Raw genomic sequence first — 18332 nt, 5'->3', positions numbered from 1 at the left:
GATAAACCTGACAAGACAAACGATGGACTAGAGTCGGAACGTGAAGAGTTGTTGGCAGGCACGCCACAACCAGCCAGCGATGGAACGCTCATAACTGATCATGCGAGCCTGCCCACGCATTCCGTGGAGAAACTGAGTTTCCGACGGCAGATCCGCCACAACTTGATAATGGGCTCCCGGCAGCGCTTCCTTCTGCATGGCACCCGTTGTCGTCGCAAGATAGCCGCCAAAACGATTCGAAAGCGCCGTCGGTGCTTCGTTGATCTGACGGTGACCAATCTGGACAACCGGGGTTTCATGGTAGACGCCCGGCATATGCTCATGACGAAGATGCACAAGACGCCCGATCTCGATCTCATTGCGATCATCCTGATCAAACAGTAAAACCGCCTGCATCTCATTTCCGGGAGCAATTGTCAGCAGCGGAACGCCGGTCTCGACCCAGGCCCCGACTTGCCTCGGCTCGAGCAAATGCCCGGACCAGATCGGAAGCTTTCCACTTTGTTTTCGTGAGGGATCTTCATAAGGCTCACTTGCCAAAATCGTCCCGGCTACCGGAGCGATCACAATCAGGTCCGCCAACTGTCGCTCGAGAGATTGAATCTGTCCTTGAACGGTCGCAATCTGCTCGGAAATGAGCTGTCGTTCTGAATGGTCATTTGCAGCCCGGGCCTGCTTCATTTTCACTTCATTGATCGCAAGTTCCTGCTGAGCTTCGCGCAGCTGATCCTCAAGATCAGGATTCTCAAACTCCAGCAGAGTCTGACCTGCACTGACCTGATCCCCCGGGCGGGCATGGATTTTTGTCAGCCGACCCGCGACGTGCGTTTTGACTTCCGTCGAGTCTTTCGCTTCGATGCTGTACCCCGTCTTGATCCACCAGGGGACGGGCACGAACACCACAAAGCAGACAACAGTGATCACGCCGATCACGCTCGCAGCAAACCGCGCCTTATGCAACGGCTGCATCTGAGTCGTCTTCGCCGCCGCTTGCATACTTCGGACAACACCGTAGGTCATCATCGTGATACTGATCCCCGACAAAACAAACGCGAAATTGTGAGATCCATATGGCTTCAGGAACTGGTACAGAAAGATCATGATCGAGAACGTCAACACCCAACGGTACACCCATGCAGCGACCGCATACAAGGCAAATAAACTATTCGCATCCGTCGGCGACTGACCATCAATCGGAGTGTCTGTTCCCAGACAGTACCTGCAGAACCAACGCTGAAGGGCCTGATCCGCCTGTTGCTTCAGGTTGGGAATTTCCAGGTAATCGCTCAGGATATAGTAACCATCGAAGCGAACCAGTGGATTGAGATTGAAGACCGCGTTCGTAATCACGGTCACCAGGAAAATGTTGACGCAAAGCTGGTGGATGACGCCCTCATCGGTCCACCACCACAGGTAGAACGCGATCGCTGACAGAACCATTTCGATCCCGGTTCCCGCTGCGCTGATAGCGATTCGATGCCACTTGTTCTTCAACATCCATGAGTCAGTCACATCGCAGTACAGCGTTGGTGAGAGCATCAAGACCATCACGCCGATCTTATGAACGTCAGCCCCGAAGTAACGGCAGACATAGGCGTGCCCCAGTTCGTGAATGAACTTTGTCACGGCAATCGAAGCCCACAGATAAGGCAGGTTATGCCCTTGGAAGAACGAGTAGAAGTTTGGCAGTCGTGCGGAAAAGGCAGCGTATTCGCGGGCAATCAGGAACAAGGCACTCAGGCAGAACAACGCCAGGCTGAACAGCACAACTGGGTGAAACAGTATGCGAACGAAAGGAAACGTCGCCGTCAAAAACCGGTCCGGATTCCAGCCAGGCAATTTCAGAAACAACAGATTGGAAGCAACCTGAAAGAACTCTTTCCGCTGAGCCTCCCGGTGCAGGATAACGAGTTCCTCGCCTCGATACGGACGCGTGCTCCGGAGCAGTCCGTTCTTCTGCATCTCCTCGACCATCTTCACCAGGGAAGAATGCGTGATGACAGCACGAGGATCACTCGATCGCGCCAATGAAAGCAGTTCATCAAACGTGGCTGGCTGCTCAAGTCGAGTCAGAACGGCAAATTGAACTTTCGTCAGTCGATGATAAGCCAGCGCGAGGGGATCTTTGACGACGAAACATGGCTCGCCCTGGAAATCGACCTCCGCAACGATGAGATCGCGTCGCGTCAGCAGAGGTAGCGCCGGCTCGCCATCCTCCGCAGCGCGCCACGGCTCCGCGAGCGGATCATTCGCCCGGTTGCCTGTTTGACGCTGCGATTTATTGACGATCGACACGGACTATCCTTAATTAGTTCTTACCAACAGCGGCAACCGGAGTTTCTTCGACGTCTTTGAGCAGAATACGCATCTGAGCCCTCAGTCCCGGGTAAAGCACCCGGTGTGCATTGTCGACTTCCGCCCAGATCCGAACTTCTTCCGTCACCGGCTGCGCGACAACATCAATGAACTGGATCGTGCCCTTAAGAATCGGCGTATCTTTGTGTTTGGCGCTGCCTGCCGTCATCGCGGAGACTTCGACCGGTGCACCCACACGAATTTTCTGAGCCACCGCCATCGGCACGAACGCCTCGATCTTGAGACGGTCAACATTCACAATCTCCATCACGGGATCGCCCTGCTGCAGCGCTTCTCCCACCGACTTGAATTTCTTGACAACGACTCCCTTGATCGGCGAGCAAAAGTCATGTGCCTTGAGTTTGGCCAGCGCGACGGCATGTTCGAGGACTTTCAAATCCTGCTCATGAATAGATTGCTCTTCTTCCAGCGTCGCTTTGTCGAGGGCTAACTCGACACGGAGCATTTCCTGTTCGGTCAGAACATTGGTGTTTTTATTGGCACGGTGAGCCAGATCCAGCTCCGTCTTGGCTACGTCTTTATTCTTGACGGCCATCCGCACGATGATGTCATTCTTCGAATCAACAAACGCGCGACGTTCTTCCGCGAGTTGCTCTTCATTGCGAAGCTGAGCCACCAATTGACCGACTTCAACCAGGTCCCCTTCTTTGACATCGATCTTCCCGAGGATCGCCAGACGATCGGATGCCAGGACGACATGATCAATCAAATGCACACCGCAATCGCTGATCACGATGACCGCCGGCTCAGGCTGCGGTTTGACAGACTGTGCATAACCAGCGTTCGAGATCAATGAAGTCATAGCCAGACCGGCGATGACGAAGCTTCGAGAAACTGCTTGAAAAAAGATTGTTCGATATCCCCTGATCATGGGCTGCGTGATAGGGAGTGCGAACCTCCGTGTGAGCCGCTTCATTGCGTTGCGAAACTCCAACTGTGAACCGAACTCCGATGGCCTCGAAGTCCCTGTAGGGCTTTTGACATCGATTCGTTGATGCATTGATGCAACGCGGGACAGCGGCTCGGACGGAGCCTCGCCCTCCCGTAGCTTTCCCCAGGAATTTGTAAACAGACTCTTAATCATCTTCATAATGCTCCAGGGTAAACGACCAGCCGAGTCGCTTGTACGACTTGAGCTGTTCCTGTTCGTGTTTGAACATCCGACCGCGTTGTTTGTAATCACGTCGCTCGATCCGGCGCTGCTCACGTTTGAACGCGTTAAAGTAAGACGGGCTCAATTCGCCATTCTGATCGGGTCGGGCGGAACGCAGCAGACGAAGTCGAACTTCCACAGGTCGTTGATCGAATAACTCATCTTCAAGGGAAACATAGAACTGACAACTCCCCGGATCGCCCTGTCTCGCCGAACGTCCGACGAGCTGACGATCGATCCGCGCTGAGGCATGGACCTCGGTCGCGATCACATGCAGTCCGCCGGCTTCCCGGACTTCGGGCGTCAACTTGATATCGGTCCCGCGTCCCGCCATGTTGGTGGCAATCGTGACTGACTTGGGTCGACCTGCCTGGGAGACGATTTCTGCCTCGATCGATTCGTGTCGCGCGTTGAGAATCCTCAGCCAGACCCCTTGAGCGTGCAGTGCTTCAGCGAGCATCTCAGAGGCCATGATCGATGGCGTCCCGATCAGAACGGCCTGCCCGTTGGCAACCCGCTCTTTGACGTCCGCTGCAATCGCAACATACTTGGCTTTGAGACTGACAAAAACGCGAGGCGGTAGAGTCTCCCGTCGGTTCTTCCGGTTCGTTGGAATCGTCTGCGTTTTCAGTCGATAGATCCGGCGCAATTCCCGACGGGCATTCCAGGCGGTCCCCGTCATCCCTCCAACATAGCGATACTGTCGGAAGAAACTCTGCACCGTGATTTTTGCAGCCGTCTTGGTCTCGGGGGAAAGAACGACGTGCTCTTTCATCTCGATACACTGATGCAGCCCCTGCTGGAGCTTACGGCCTTCCAGAGGGCGACCGGTGGAAGCATCCGTCAGGACGATTTCGTCTTTTTTGACTTCGTAATGCTGGTCTCGATGGTAGCAGAAACACGCCGTCAGCATTCGTTCGACCCACGTCAGCAGACGATCGAGATGCGTTGGCGGCAGCCACATCGGCTTGGGAGCCAGAACAATTTTCCGCTCGCCTACTTCGGTGATATAAGCCTGACGGAATCGCGTATCAATGACGTAGTCGACATCTCGCTCGAGGACGCGAACCTGTTCGAGGCACCAGGCCAGCAGGTGACGCGTCTCTTTCGAGACCTCTTTGGCCTGTCCGATGATCAAGGGAGTCCGGGCATCATCGATCAGGATGCTGTCCGCCTCATCAACCAGACAGGCAAACAGCGGTCGCTGGACAACGCACAATTTCCCTGAGCCATAGCCAGCATGAAGATCGCGTCGAATCGTGGATAATTCGGTCTCTGGACCGAGCTTCATTCGGTCTCGCAAAAAATCGAAACCGAATTCCTTGGCCGTGCCGTAGGTGATATCGCTTTGATAAGCGAGCTGCCGAGCTTCGCTATAAGGCTCCATTTCAGCTGTCAGACAACCGACGGACAAACCAAGGTATAGGTAGACATCTCGCAGTTCCTCAGCATCGCGTTGGGCCAGATAGTCGTTCGTGGTAATGACATGACAGCCATGCCCCATCAATCCCCACATGGCAGCCGCCTGAACCGCGGTCACCGTCTTGCCTTCGCCCGTCGCCATTTCAGCGATACTGCCGGTCGAGATCGAATACCCGCCAGCGATCTGAACGGGAAAAAGACTGATCCCCAGAATTCGCTTGATCGCCAGATAGACCAGTGAAAAGACTTCAGGGCGAACCACGTCGACTTTTGTGACGTCCTGCAGTTCTTCGCGGACATTCTCCAGCATGGAGACAAACTCACGTGACGAGCAATTCTCAATCTGCGCAACTCGATGCAGCACTTGATGTACGAACCGACGACTGCGTCGTTTCAAAGCCATCGATTGGTTGTAACTGAGAAGATGCACGACGTGCCAGTATCCGAGGCGTGGAGGAATTCGTAACAGGGGTATTCAGGATGTGATCGCAAGAACACATGCCTCGACAATTGTAAGGTTCGACGGACTCTTAAAACAAATCCTACTTCGCATTTTTAGAAATTTCTGCTGTTTGAAATGTCGTCAGACCCCCCTGCTCGATCCGGACGGCAAAAACAGCCGGTGGACAATAAGCAACAAATCCGCAAGTCGTCTTTCTGACGCGTTTTAGATTGACTCCCTCTTCGAAACCGATCAAGCTCAACGTGCACGCTCACGATAGCCGCCGAGGTCTTGGTTGAAACAGGAGTCCGCAGAAGTATGTCGGTTAACGAACTCGCCCAGAAGCTGGGAGATGCCTGTTACGGATTGCTGGCAATCAACTTCCTCTGGGGACTTTACTGCTGCGTGCTCATCTGGAGGCGCGTTGGTCAACTCCGTTTCAAGAATGAAGAAGTCGAAACTGCCTTTGTTGACGATGTTTCCGATCTGGTGAAACAGAAAAACTGGGATGAGGCAATCAACACCTGCGACTATGATTATCGAGCCGTGCCTCGCCTGACCCTCGTCATGCTGACCAACCGCGATCTCGATTTGAGCCTGCTCCGCCAGCTCGTCACCAGCAAACTTCAGCGGGAAATTCTCACCGATATCGAACGACGCCTCAGCTGGATCGTCACTGTGATCAAGAGCGGACCGCTGCTCGGGCTGTTTGGAACGGTTCTCGGGATGATGGCGGCTTTCGGTCGAATTGGAACCGGAGAAAAGGTCCAGCCTTCTCAGATCGCCGACGAGATCAGCGTCGCGTTGATCTGTACCGCGATGGGACTGGCGACGGCGATTCCTCTCGGATATGTCCTCTCCACATTGAACAACCGCTTCCGGGACCTGCAGGAAGCCATGAACGGCAGCCTGACCCGTCTGCTCGATGTCATTTCAAAGAACAGCAGTTCATCGCGCAGATAGGCCGTTTAAGTAGGGTGCTGGTGAGTCTTCGAACCGCACCAAATGAGTTCTCAACGATACATACAAGTTCGAAACAATGAGCGGATCGCAAACGTATGCATTCCACCGGAAGTCTCTTTGACGGAGCCGCAGAAACGTCGCTGCTTCCGAAAAAGAAAGCTCATGATGAAGCCAATTTCGACATCACCGCGATGATCGATCTGGTGTTCATGATGAACATCTTCTTTCTGGTCACGACGATCACGGCAGTTCTTGAGGAACTCGATCTCCCCGCTGCTACTCACGTCGTCGCTGCGGATCGGGATGACTCGGTGATCGTCTCCATCCTGGCGAATAAAGATGGTCGCGAAGGCGGCGTCATTTACATCGGAGAAGCCAAGGGTGGCAAAGGGCTCGTCGATCCTGCGGAACAGGAAAGACAGGTCAACGCGGCTATCGAGGACGGTTTGCGAAATAATCAGACCATTGTCTTGATCAAGGCCGAGAAAGGCGTACGACTGCGAGATATCGCGAAAGTCTCCGGTTGGGCCTCGTCTCATGCTGGAACCGAACTGAAACTCGCTGTCTTGGAGAAGGAATAACATTCTGCGATGCTGCGATTCTCCTGCGATCAATGTGGACAGAAGCTGCGCGTTGCGGATCCGGAGAAGCGCGTCTCGGTCACATGCCCGAAGTGCAGCCATGAAATTTCGTTGGCCAGTCTGATCGAAAATCCGCTTACCGCTGACAGCGATCTGGCGATCGAGAATTCTCCACGGGAGGATCAGCCTCTTGAATCGCCACTCGATGAAAACCCGCTCGAAAATTCTGAAGATCATCCAGAACCTCCCGAACAACCGCTCTCCAAAGTGCGGTTTTCTGTCGATCACGAAGACCTGATCGACATGACCGCGATGGTCGACATCGTCTTTTTCCTCCTCATTTACTTTCTGGTGACTTCGTTTCAAGGCCTCGACTCAGCCATCCCGATGCCGAAGGTCGATGCCCAGCAGGCAGAGGGTGCATCTGCACAGGCCAGTGAGCCAAGTACACTCGATGAGTTTGAGGAAGACGACGAATACATCGTTGTCCACATCGACGAAGACGACCAAATCGATGTCGAAGGGACAGAAGTTTTTGGACTCAATGAATTGCGGCGCAAAATTGGAGAGCTACGCGATTCGGTTCCGCATCCTGACAAGCTCATGGTTGTCGGTCACGGGAATGCCAGCCATGGCGTCATGGTGAGCGTGCTCGATATCGGCCACGATGCCCAGTTAACGCGTGTCCGAATGATTGTGACGGATGTCATCGAAGATTAGACGAACGGCATCGTCTCGAACCCGTTAAGGCGCCCTTGAATTCATCGAACTTCTGGCGTAGTGTATCAAACAGACTTAGACGGATAAGAAAACTCTTTCCCGTTGCGTGTTTCTACCACATCAAACAGACCTGTCCTCTTCATCAAGATCGAACAGACTCGGTCTCCCAAAGGCATCCGATGTCCCAACTGCGACTGCATCTTTTCCTAGGATTGATGTCCTGCCTTCTCATCTTTCCTCATTTCTCGTTCGTCTCCAGATCTTATGCGCAAGACGCTCCCGAAGCCGCTGCTCAGCCTGCTGAGACGCCTGCTCCAGAAGCTGCCGCCGGAGCAGAAGAAGCCCCGCCTGCCAAGAAAAAGAACATGCTGTTCTGGATCGCGGAAACGTCCGGATGGATCGGTGGCCTGCTGCTTCTGATATCAATTTACTTCGTCGCATTGATTACGAAACTGTTCGTCGATCTTCAGGCGGAGAAAATTGTCCCTTCGGAGCTGATGCAAAAGCTGAATGACCTGCTGGGAAAGAAGGACTATCAGGGGATTTATAACACAGCAAAAGCGGATGACAGTGAGACGGGTCAACTGATCGCAGCGGGGATGCAATCGCTGTCGTCCGGCATCTCTGAATCGCGGGAATCGATCGACCGTCTGGGCGAAGTGATCACCGTCGACATGGAAAAACGCATCAGTATGCTCGCAGTCATTGGCTCGCTGGGCCCGATGATCGGACTGCTGGGAACGCTGAAGGGGATGATCGCGAGTTTCTCGGTGATCGCGATGTCGGAAACTCAGTTGAAAGCCAGCGAAGTCGCGGGTGGTATTTCCGAGGCCCTTCTGGTCACCTTTGAAGGGGTCGCGCTTTCCGTTCCTGCGATCTTCTTCTTCGCCGTTTTCAAAAACCGGGTCTCGGTTTTGACAGTCCAGGCGATGACGATCTCTGAAGACTTTGTTCGTCGGGTTTACCTGGCCTCTCGCGCCAAACCGACCGCTGAATGATATTCAACAGGAGAATCTCATGTCAGCTAGTCATTCAGGCAGCGATGGTCCGAACCTGACTCCGATCCTCGACATGGTCTTCCAGCTGATCACATTCTTCATGCTTGTGATCAACTTCAAGGGGACAGCGATGGATATGTCACTGCAACTCCCCGTCTTGGGTTCTGCCCGGCCGCTGGAGTATCAGGGGCAGACAGAGCCATTGCTTCTCAACATCACCTCTGCGGGCCAGGTCATGGCTTACGGTCAGGAGATTGATCCTGCGACCTTCATCTCGAACGAAGCCAAGATTTACCGGACTCGCATGGGGCAGGACATTAACAGCAAAGAAGAAATCAAGTCACCAGTCGTCCTCCGTGCCGATCAGTCGGTGGCTTATGAAAAACTGGATGCCGTCATGCGACTGTGTCAGGAAAATGGCTTTGTTCACTTCGCGCTGAGCGCTATGACTCGCGGCGAGGAGGGCAAATAACATGCGTCGACGCAAAAAACGAGGCGGTTCCGAAGTCGAGATCAATCTCGCCGCCATGCTCGATATGGCGTTCCAGCTGCTGGCATTCTTCATCCTGACGTTCCGCCCTGCCCCGATTGAAGGACACCTTCAACTTCACATGCCGCCGCCGGTTCCTCTGACCAACGTCGCGCAGGAAATCGACAAAGAGAACACCGAGGGTCAGGGCGTCAACGAAGCATTTCTGACCAAGCTCGATCTCTATCTCTTTTCGGACGGTAGTGGAGATATCTCACGAATTGCCGTCGGCTCGCGATCCCAGTTTGTCGTCAAAGGCAAGCTGACGGCTGAGAAACTCGATACATTGAGCACTTCAATCGGCGCGTTTTTTGGTCCCGATTCTGACTTTGAGCGCGTACAACTGGTTGTGGATAAACGCCTCAGATACGACAATCTGATGAGAGTGATTGACGTTTGCACGCAGCAGAAATTGGCGAACGGTGAACCGCTGCTTCGAATTTCGTTCGTTGATCTGCTAAATCCGGATACTGAGTAGATGCGACGCAGAATAGCCCGTCCATTTGGATCTTCGATCACAGCGGCTCGCGCCTTCTCGCTGATCCTGCTGCTCGGTGTCCTGTGGATGCTCTACAACTCGATCAGTCGGCCCGAGACCTGGAAATGGTTTGCCGACGATCAACCACAAGCGGCTGTGGTCACGACGACGCCCACCGATCAGAATGACAAACCCATCCTCATCGATGGTGTCACCGATCTCGACGAACAGGAGATCACCGAGTTTGATTCCAAGAAGTCGTTGATTACTGACCGCACGCCACTCCGCGGTCATGAGATGGATACTTACTGGCAGTTCATGGTCTGGAGCTGTGCTCAGCCGTTTTCTGAAATGCACGCTCGCGCCCAACCCGAGCCAGCCGTTTCCGCATTGTGGGAGAAGCCCGGCAGTTACCGGGGCAAGCTGATCAATCTGCGGCTGCATGTTCGTCGTGTTCTGAAGTACGACGCACCTGCCAACCCTGTCGGGCTCAAGGACATTTATGAAGTCTGGGGATGGAGTGACCTGTCGCGCTCATTCCCCTACGTCGTCGTCGTGCCTGAACTTCCACCGGGTTTTCCGGTCGGAAACGAAGTTGAAGTCGACGCCGACTTTTCAGGCTATTTTCTGAAGATCATGGCATATGCGGCCTATGACAAAAACCGCGGCGCTCCGCTGATGATCGGTCGATTGCATGCCTCAGGCCTCAATTCTGGTTCCCGGGAGAATGTGTCTGAAGCACTGGACGAAACCTGGTTCTACATCGTGGCAGGAATCACATTGTTGCTCGTGGGCGGTTACATGTGGAGTCGATGGCAATCCAAGCCGCCACGCAGAACCCTCTCGGCGTCAACTGAGGATTTGACTTGGATGCAAGAAGGCTCCAGTCCTGGCAAATCGACGGACAATGACGGCCCGAATGATCCGTTTCAGTTCGACATCAAAGAATAGGCCAGATTGCAGCAGAGTAGAGCCGTTAACGCCAGATCAGCCAGAAGCAGACAACCGCCAGCGCGATGCGGTAATAACCAAACGGCGATAACCCGTAGCTGTTAAGCAGTTTGATCATAAACTTGATGCTCAGGACAGCCGCGACGAAGGCGACGACTAGCGCGATGATCGGCGAGACAATGCCGAATTGCTCGATGATGATTCCACCACTGTCCTTGGCTTCTAGGACCGTCGCAGCCGTCAGCGTGACGAATCCCAGCAGGAAGCTGAACTCGACGGCGGCAGACAACTTCAAGCCAGCCCATAAACCTCCCAGGATGGTCGCCAGGCTGCGACTGAAGCCGGGAAACAGGGCAACGCATTGGGCAAAGCCGATAATCAACGCCTGTTTCCAGTTGAGGTCCGCCAGTTCCTTGCCGCTGGCTTCCCCCTTTTTCACGATCGTATTCGCAACCGCGAGAATGAGGATGCCGCCGACCAGAAGTGCCCAGGCAACCGGTTCAGGACCAAACAGGTATTCTTTGATCTTGTGACGCAGAATCAATCCGATCACCGCAGCCGGCAGGAACGCAATCACCACATTCACGAACAACCGACGCCCGGCCAGATCGCCGCCAAAGACGCCTCGGAACATCGATTGAAGTCGTCCGAAATACAGGAAGACGACAGCGAGAATAGCACCACTCTGGATGCAAATCGCGAGAGCATCATCCGCTGCCTTCTTCTCAGCAGTTTCCGCCTGTCCTAACGCATGCTGCACCAGGACGAGGTGCCCCGTGGAGCTGACCGGGAGGTATTCGGTGGCACCCTCGACAACTCCCAGAAGGACAGCTTCCCAGACGGGCAGGCCGGGCTTATGAGGAGCTGGAGACGTTTCTGCTGACGTCTCTTGTGCGATAGCCGAGGTTGTCAGGCAGAGTGTGAAGAGCAAGGTGGTCAGGAATCGCATTTGAAGTCATTTCCAAAGCTGTGATCACGCTGATCGGCGATTCGAACGCGGGTTCTCCGGTCAGGTGACCTCATCCGTCTGGATGAATCAGGTCAGGGAGTCGGGATGCAGACAACAGCTTGACTATTGGCGGTAGCGTTGCAAACCCCGAAGCGTTGTTTTTCCGAGAATCAGGCGCGGGAGCAGATCTGTTTTTACGTATTTCTCGCAGTTGTGGCAGTAAACATCAGCCATCATTTGTGAGTTGAGAAAGCGTCTCAACTCACGTCATCTGCGGAAATCAGACTTTCAGGGGTAGGAAAAACCAGACGACCAGCAGAGCCGAGCAGGCGACGCAGGCCAAAGCAGACATTCGGACGTTGACGACCGACTGTGTCGCGACGGAAGATTCAGACACCGTATACAGCTTCGAAATCATCGTCAGATAGTAGACGGCTGCGATCGCTGCGGTGACTGTCATTACGACTGCCGAGGTGCTGAGCAGGACGTTGGATGCCGTCACTGCGGTCAGCAGGATCTGGAACTTCGCCCAGAAACCAGCAGTGAGTGGAACGCCGATGAGGCTCAACAGGCAGATCGTCATCGCGAACGTGATCCATGGTCGGCGTGAGCTCATGCCCTGGAGATCATTGAGAGAGAGTGCAACCTTGGGATCGCCCGTGATCGTGTTCAAGCCGCCGAAGATGCCAGCGGTCATGACCAGATAAGCCGCGAGGTAAATCATCACGACGCCAGGCGAGGTGCTGAGTGTCAGACAGGCCAGAACTCCGAGGAGCAGATAGCCGGTATGTGCGACGCTGGAATAGGCGAGAAGGCGTTTGACGTCGACTTGAACAAGCGCCAGCACGTTTCCGACAATCATGGTGACGAGCGCCAGTGTGGCCAGGCTGACGTAAACTGAGGTCGGCATCACTTCGAGCGTGCTGCCGCCGAGGAGCCGAATCATCGCGAGGAAACCGGCGATCTTGGGGATCATCGCCATCAGGGAAGCCATCGGCAGCGAAGTTCCCGTGAAGACGTCGGGTGCATAATAGTGAAACGGGACCGCGGTAATACGAAATGCCAGGCTGGCGAGGATCAGAACCATCGCAACTTGCGGCAGGATCGGGCCAGCGGCTTCGGACGTCGCAGCAGCGACAATCGCGTCGAGTGAGGTGGTCCCGGCGATGCCATACAAATACGAAGCCCCCATCAGGAACAGCGACGATGCCAATGCACTCAACGAGAAATACTTGAGAGCGGCTTCGAGACCGGCTTTGTCATCGCGGCTCATCGCGAGCAGGATTGTGGTCGGGATACTGACAAGTTCCAGCCCCAGGAAGACAGTGGTCAAGTCATTGGCGGCAGCAAGAACAATCAGGCCCGAGAGAAGCAGGAGCAAGCAGCCATGGAATTCCGACGCGAAGCGTCGAGGAGTCGTGCCGTGGACAATCAGAACGAACAGAGCACCCGCGAGCATGGAGAGGTGAGTCCCCCAGTAGCTGACGAAGTCCTGTCGGAACAGGCCGTCGGCTGCTACGGTCGTCGAACTGGCCGATGATGCCCAGACGCCCCAGATGATCGCGATCGCGAGGAATGAGATCCAGCCGAACAGATCACCGGATGTCTTCGATGACGTCTCCGAAGACTCGCTGTAGGCGGTCTTGGAGAACATTCCCAGAATGAGAAGAAGGAGTCCGGCAGCCATTAAAGCAACGCCGGGCATTATCGAAGCGATCATTGCATTACCTTTGAAGCTAAGGGGCTCTCAGTCGCCGAATACGCCAGGTTGCCATCAGCCTCACGCTCACCGGCGGCCAAAGCAGCATTACCTTCAATACGTTTGTAAACATTCGTCAGACCTTCCACATCAGCTCGCAGAGGAGTCGTGGCAGTCTGAGGGAACACACCAATAAACAGCGACACAACCGCGAGCACAACCATCGGCAACGCTTCTCGTGTCGTCATATCACCAGTCAGAGTCACTTCGGGATTATCACCGGAAGACTCTTCGTTTTGAGTTCCGAAGAGCAGGATCTTCACCAGATTCAGGCTGTAACAGGCGCCAATGATAATTCCAAACGCACCGATGACAGCGAACTGAGAGGACTTCTCATAAATTGCAGCCAGCGCCAGGTACTCGCCAACGAAGTTATTGAGCATCGGCATTCCGATACCAGCCATGACGAAGAAGACCAGCGTCACACTCAAGAGAGGAAATTGGGAGGCTAATCCGAGCGGACCTTGATCGAGTTGGAATGTTCCGCGTCGAGCCGCAAAGCTGGTAATCAGCAGGAACATCGCAGCCGTCGTCACGCCGTGGTTGAACATCTGCAGCGAGCCACCAAGGAACCCGACTGACGTCAGTGCAAACAGGGCGAGCGTGATAAAGCCGACGTGGCTCAGACTGCTGTAAGCCAGCAGAAGCCGCAGATCTTTTTGTGCAAACGCAGCCACTCCGCCGTAGACAATGGCCAGTGCACCAAGGCCTGCAATGACCGATGGGCCGTATTCAAGACAGGCTAGCGGAGTCAGCGGAAGGGCCAGTCGCAGGAACCCGAACAGTCCCATTTTCAACACAACAGCAGCCAGCAGAGCCGACGTAGTTGAATGCGAGCTTTTGTAGGTTGCAGGCAGCCAGGTGTGAAGCGGCAGTAATGCCATCTTGATCCCCAGACCGAGCACCAACAGGGCAAAGATGCCTGCTTGCGACGCAGCCGTTTCCTTGGGAATCGCAGCGAGGGCGTTGGCAGAGAGGTCGGTCAGGAGAATCGTGAACGAGCCGTCTGGCATCTTGTACTTCACGATGATCGCGATCAACGCCACCATCATCGGCAAGCTACCGGCGAGGGTGTAAAGGATGAAACGCTTGGCAGCCACCAGTGGATTGTCGTTCCCCCACAGGACGATCAGGGCAAACAGGGGAATCAGGACGCATTCAAAGCCGACGTAGAACGACAGCAAGTCCATCGCCAGAAACACCAGCAACAGCCCCGCTTCCGCCAGCAATGTCCAGCCAGCGTAGGCAGAGAAGTTCTTGCGAACAGTCAGCGAGGCATACATCAAAACGGAGAGGGTGACCAGTGTTGTCAGCAAAACCAGAGAGGCACCAATACCATCAGCACCCAGTGACATCTTCAGCGGAGCAAGTGAGCCGAGCTGGATCTGGAACCATTCCGGTGCATAAACGACAGTGGGATTGATGACCTGGTCAGCAGATGGTGTGACCGCTCCGACCCAAACCTGATACATCAGGAGGACCGCAGCAGCCAGCGTGAGCCCAGCCGTCATGAACGGCCAGCCCGTGGAAACTTCGGTCGTTTCCCGTTTTGACCCGGACGTCCAGAGCAGAGCCGCTCCGTTGATGAGCGGAATCAGGATCAAAATAGGAAGTAAAAATGCCATAAAACCGTTATCCAGACGATGATTGAGCGAACTCGATTTTCCACCGTGTGTAAGAAATAGATCAGGTACCCCAAACGATGACCAGCAGGACGATTGCCCCAGCGACCATACCGATGGCGTAACCCTGCAGGCGACCGTCTTGACGAAGCTGAATGACTTTGCCCGTCGAAGCCAATCCACCAGTCACGCCGCGCCAAACGCCATCGACGACCTTGCGATCGAACAGCGAAACGAACTGACTCAGTAGGACGAGAGACTCTGCAAAGACCGCCGCATAAAGTTCGTCAATATAAAATTTGTTGTAAGCGAACCCTGCAAAGCCGCGTGGTGTGACGTCGGCTTTGGATTTCTTGCGAGCAGGCTTGAACGTCCACCAGGCAATAAGTGCACCAGCGACGGCGATCAGGCTCGAGAGAATCAACAGCCCATAACCGTGGGCAGCATGAGCTTCCGGTGTCGGCAGGAAAGTGTTCGAAGAGATGTATTTGAAAAGCATCTCAGTCGGACCGAATGCCATCCCTGCAATCACGCTGCCGATGGCAAGAATCCACAGAGGCAGGAACATCATGGAGGTCGCATCATGTGGGTGATGCCCAGCCGCTTCCGGGAAGCGTTCTTCACCATAGAAGGTGCGGAAGAAGGCTTTGAAGGTGTAAAGAGACGTCAGGAAGGCAGTCAGTAAGCCGATCGCCAGCCAGATCTTAAACGTGAAGCCATATTCCGGACTTTCCAGATGGCTTTCGAGGAGAGCAAGAATCCCGTCCTTACTCCAGAAACCAGCCAGTGGAGGAATCCCAGCCAAGGCAGCACCCCCGATGAGGAACAGCAAATGCGACTTGGGAAGTGCTTTCTTCAGACCGCCAAACTCTCGCATGTCAATCACGTCCCCCATGGCGTGCATGACGTTCCCCGCAACCAGGAAGAGGAGAGCTTTGAAGAAGGCGTGTGTGAGGAGGTGGAACATGGCCGCAGTCACGGCGAACACGATCACGCCGTGTTCGGCTCCTGCTCCAATCGCGAGGAACATGTAACCGAGCTGACTGACCGTTGAATAGGCCAGAACCTTCTTGAGGTCGTGCTGATACAGGGCAATCGTCGCAGCCATGATGGCGGTGATCGCACCGAGCCACCCGGCAGTGATCAGGACCTCGGGTGTTTCCGTCAGAAGTGGAGACATACGAGCCAGCAGGAAAACCCCGGCTGTCACCATCGTCGCCGCGTGAATCAAAGCAGAAACCGGCGTCGGACCTTCCATCGCGTCTGGCAACCAGACGTGGAACGGGAACTGAGCCGACTTACCGATCGCACCGATCAGCAGCATGAAGCCGACCAGTGTCAGGAGAGCGGGTTGTTGTGCGGCGAGTTGCGGAACGGCCTGGAAAATGACATCGAAGTTGAGGAGTTCAACAACCGACAGTTCCGGACGAGTCAGACTCACGCCGTAGCCGAGGGTCAGAATGCCGATCAGGAATCCACAGTCCGCGATTCGGTTCACGACGAAAGCTTTGTACGCGGCTTTGGCTGCTGCAGGTCGCTGGTACCAGTATCCGATGAGCAGGTAGCTACAAAGACCGACCCCTTCCCAGAAGGCGTAAAGAATGAGAAGGTTGTTCGCCAGAACCAGCATCGACATCGCGAAGACGAAGCCGCTGAAGGCAGCGAAGAAACGCGGATAGCCGGGATCGCCGTGCATGTAACCCGCAGCGTAGATCGAAACCAGGAAAGAAACGCAGGTAACAACGCAGATCTGAACCAGCGAAATCGTATCCAGTCGCAGGTCGACGCGGACGTTGATGTGCCCGATGTCGATCCATTGGTATCCAGGCAGAATCAGCGCCGACGGTGCAACGGTCGCCGTGAACAGCAGCAGCAGGGAGACAACAGATGCGACTCCCAACCCCGCCCAGGCCACCAGATTTGCAGTCGACTTTCCCTTGCCCATCAAGCCCAGCGCAGTACACAGCAGGCAGGCGACGAGGGGAGCCAGAGGGATCAGCCAGGCGAGGTAGTTCATATCCAAAGCGTTCCTTGCGGCGCTTGCGACGGATGCGTCAGGTCAGGTGGGAATTGGTATGGTCAACATGTCGAACCGGACGAGCGTCGATCGACTTCGTCGTTTCGACCAGCATCGGAGCAGGACGGAGCATCGGATCGCGACCGGCGGGCGAGAGTTCCGGGAACTTCTCGGTCTCGGGATCGATGAGGATCTCGGTTGCCTCTGACGTCGGTGTGTACTCTCGCAGGGTCGTCCAGGATTTGACGTCCAAAGTGGTCTTGAGACGAAACAGACTGACGATCAACGCCAGCGCGAGAGCCGCTTCACAGGAGGCGACCGTCAGAATCAGGATGACAAAAAACTGGCCCTGGACGTTACCGGAATGCCAGGCGAAGGCTGCGAAATTGATCGAGGCTCCCGAAAGCATCAGTTCCAAAGACAGGAACATCAGAATCAGGTTACGTCGGGTCAAAAAGCCAATCAGACCCAGCACAAACAGCAGGGCTCCGAACGACAGGGCTTGTAAAGTTAACTCGTTCACGCGTCTTGCGACTCCAGGTCAAAGAGGGCGTTGGGAGGCAGGAGGAGTGAGTGATGACACAGGTGACGTCGATCGACTAACCCGCTTTTTCTGACCAAGCGAGATCGCTCCGACGGTCGCGATCAGCAGCAGCGTGCCTGCGATCTCGACGGCATACAGATAATCCGTGTACATCACGCGTCCCAGATCGACCACTCGTTGAGGGGCACGTTCAGGAATCGCAGCAATCGGCAAGGTCGAGATCGCCCCCTGGATCATCAGCAGCAACAGCATGCCCCCGAAGATTGCAAGAATCGGCGATGTCAGACGAACGTCCTGGATCTGCGGATGCGTACTCTGGGCAAACATCAGCACGAACAGGAAGATGATAATCGTGGCCCCGACATAGACGATGATCGTCGAAGCAGCAATAAACGGAGCCGCTTGCAGCAGGAAAATGCCTGCGGTCGAAAGGACTGCGACTGCAAATCCCAAAGCCGCATGGATCGGCTCACGGAAACTCAACAGTCCCACAGCTCCGAAGACAGACAGCATCCCGAACGCCAGCTGCATCGCCTTGGGAAGCGTTGGTGCAGAGTCCATGAAATGGAACGCGAATGAACCAAGCAGCAGGACGATTCCCAGCCCGACCAACGCCAGCTTGAATTTCGTCTGTGCCTGTCCCATGCCGATCTGCAGCAGATACAAGCTCACGCCGCCAAGGATCACCGGAATCAGAATTTCCGGTGTCGCCAGCAGGAGCATTGTCGTCGCATCGCTAAGGAGGGAAACGTTCATTCCGTCGACCGGTTTCTTTGAATTTCTATCGTCGTCAGGCAGGAGTATAGGGAAACGTCGTACGAGCTTTCA

General features: G+C 54.8%; 16 protein-coding genes. 7 read left to right on the top strand and 9 right to left on the bottom strand.

Annotation, left to right across the window (positions count from 1 at the left end):
* Positions 1-27 precede the first annotated feature (27 nt).
* From SH248x_RS05505 to SH248x_RS05495, 3 genes are all read right to left on the bottom strand, one after another.
* Positions 28-2295, bottom strand: a complete 2268-nt coding sequence (locus tag SH248x_RS05505; RefSeq protein WP_459557512.1) for a hypothetical protein — start codon at positions 2293-2295, stop codon at positions 28-30.
* Between the two features lie 13 nt (positions 2296-2308).
* Positions 2309-3178, bottom strand: a complete 870-nt coding sequence (locus tag SH248x_RS05500) for an efflux RND transporter periplasmic adaptor subunit (protein WP_459557511.1) — start codon at positions 3176-3178, stop codon at positions 2309-2311.
* Between the two features lie 274 nt (positions 3179-3452).
* Positions 3453-5354 (bottom strand): preprotein translocase subunit SecA, encoded by a 1902-nt coding sequence (locus SH248x_RS05495; protein ID WP_459558587.1) that lies wholly within the window; start codon positions 5352-5354, stop codon positions 3453-3455.
* A gap of 357 nt (positions 5355-5711) precedes the next feature.
* Here SH248x_RS05495 and SH248x_RS05490 point away from each other — a divergent pair, with 357 nt between their 5' ends.
* The 7 genes from SH248x_RS05490 (at position 5712) to SH248x_RS05460 (ending at position 10613) form a co-directional block, all read left to right on the top strand.
* Positions 5712-6356, top strand: coding sequence for a MotA/TolQ/ExbB proton channel family protein (locus tag SH248x_RS05490; RefSeq protein ID WP_459557510.1), 645 nt, complete (start codon positions 5712-5714; stop codon positions 6354-6356).
* Between the two features lie 95 nt (positions 6357-6451).
* Complete coding sequence (locus SH248x_RS05485) at positions 6452-6937, top strand: ExbD/TolR family protein (protein ID WP_459557509.1); 486 nt, start codon at positions 6452-6454, stop codon at positions 6935-6937.
* A 9-nt stretch (positions 6938-6946) separates the two neighbouring features.
* Entirely contained in the window at positions 6947-7657 is a 711-nt protein-coding gene (locus SH248x_RS05480) for a biopolymer transporter ExbD (RefSeq protein WP_459557508.1), read from the top strand.
* Between the two features lie 215 nt (positions 7658-7872).
* Positions 7873-8655, top strand: coding sequence for a MotA/TolQ/ExbB proton channel family protein (locus tag SH248x_RS05475; RefSeq protein WP_459557507.1), 783 nt, complete (start codon positions 7873-7875; stop codon positions 8653-8655).
* A 19-nt stretch (positions 8656-8674) separates the two neighbouring features.
* Complete coding sequence (locus SH248x_RS05470) at positions 8675-9127, top strand: ExbD/TolR family protein (protein WP_459557506.1); 453 nt, start codon at positions 8675-8677, stop codon at positions 9125-9127.
* Between the two features lies 1 nt (position 9128).
* A complete protein-coding gene (locus SH248x_RS05465; protein WP_459557505.1) occupies positions 9129-9662 on the top strand; it encodes an ExbD/TolR family protein in 534 nt (177 codons plus the stop codon).
* Complete coding sequence (locus SH248x_RS05460; protein ID WP_459557504.1) at positions 9663-10613, top strand: hypothetical protein; 951 nt, start codon at positions 9663-9665, stop codon at positions 10611-10613. It begins immediately after the preceding gene.
* A gap of 25 nt (positions 10614-10638) precedes the next feature.
* Here SH248x_RS05460 and SH248x_RS05455 read toward each other — a convergent pair whose 3' ends face one another.
* The 6 genes from SH248x_RS05455 to SH248x_RS05430 form a co-directional block, all read right to left on the bottom strand.
* Positions 10639-11562: an undecaprenyl-diphosphate phosphatase gene (locus tag SH248x_RS05455; protein ID WP_459557503.1), complete on the bottom strand. Its 924-nt coding sequence runs from the start codon at positions 11560-11562 to the stop codon at positions 10639-10641.
* Positions 11563-11842: 280 nt separating this feature from the next.
* On the bottom strand, positions 11843-13282 hold the full coding sequence (locus tag SH248x_RS05450; protein WP_459557502.1) for an NADH-quinone oxidoreductase subunit N: 1440 nt from the start codon (positions 13280-13282) through the stop codon (positions 11843-11845).
* The gene (locus SH248x_RS05445) at positions 13279-14946 is read right to left on the bottom strand and encodes a complex I subunit 4 family protein (protein ID WP_459557501.1); all 1668 of its coding nucleotides are present in this window, start codon (positions 14944-14946) and stop codon (positions 13279-13281) included. The genes SH248x_RS05450 and SH248x_RS05445 overlap by 4 nt, the downstream gene beginning before the upstream one ends.
* A gap of 61 nt (positions 14947-15007) precedes the next feature.
* The gene (gene nuoL / locus SH248x_RS05440) at positions 15008-16960 is read right to left on the bottom strand and encodes a proton-conducting transporter membrane subunit (protein ID WP_459557500.1); all 1953 of its coding nucleotides are present in this window, start codon (positions 16958-16960) and stop codon (positions 15008-15010) included.
* 37 nt (positions 16961-16997) lie between these two features.
* Positions 16998-17483: an NADH-quinone oxidoreductase subunit NuoK gene (nuoK, locus tag SH248x_RS05435; protein ID WP_459557499.1), complete on the bottom strand. Its 486-nt coding sequence runs from the start codon at positions 17481-17483 to the stop codon at positions 16998-17000.
* Between the two features lie 18 nt (positions 17484-17501).
* The gene (locus SH248x_RS05430; RefSeq protein ID WP_459557498.1) at positions 17502-18260 is read right to left on the bottom strand and encodes an NADH-quinone oxidoreductase subunit J family protein; all 759 of its coding nucleotides are present in this window, start codon (positions 18258-18260) and stop codon (positions 17502-17504) included.
* Positions 18261-18332: the final 72 nt, after the last annotated feature.

The sequence above is a fragment of the Lacunimicrobium album genome (assembly GCF_052161635.1).
Classification (GTDB): Bacteria; Planctomycetota; Planctomycetia; order Planctomycetales; family Planctomycetaceae; genus SXPC01.
The sequence above is the reverse complement of the archived record's forward strand: the minus strand, read 5'-3'. Positions and strand labels throughout refer to the sequence as shown.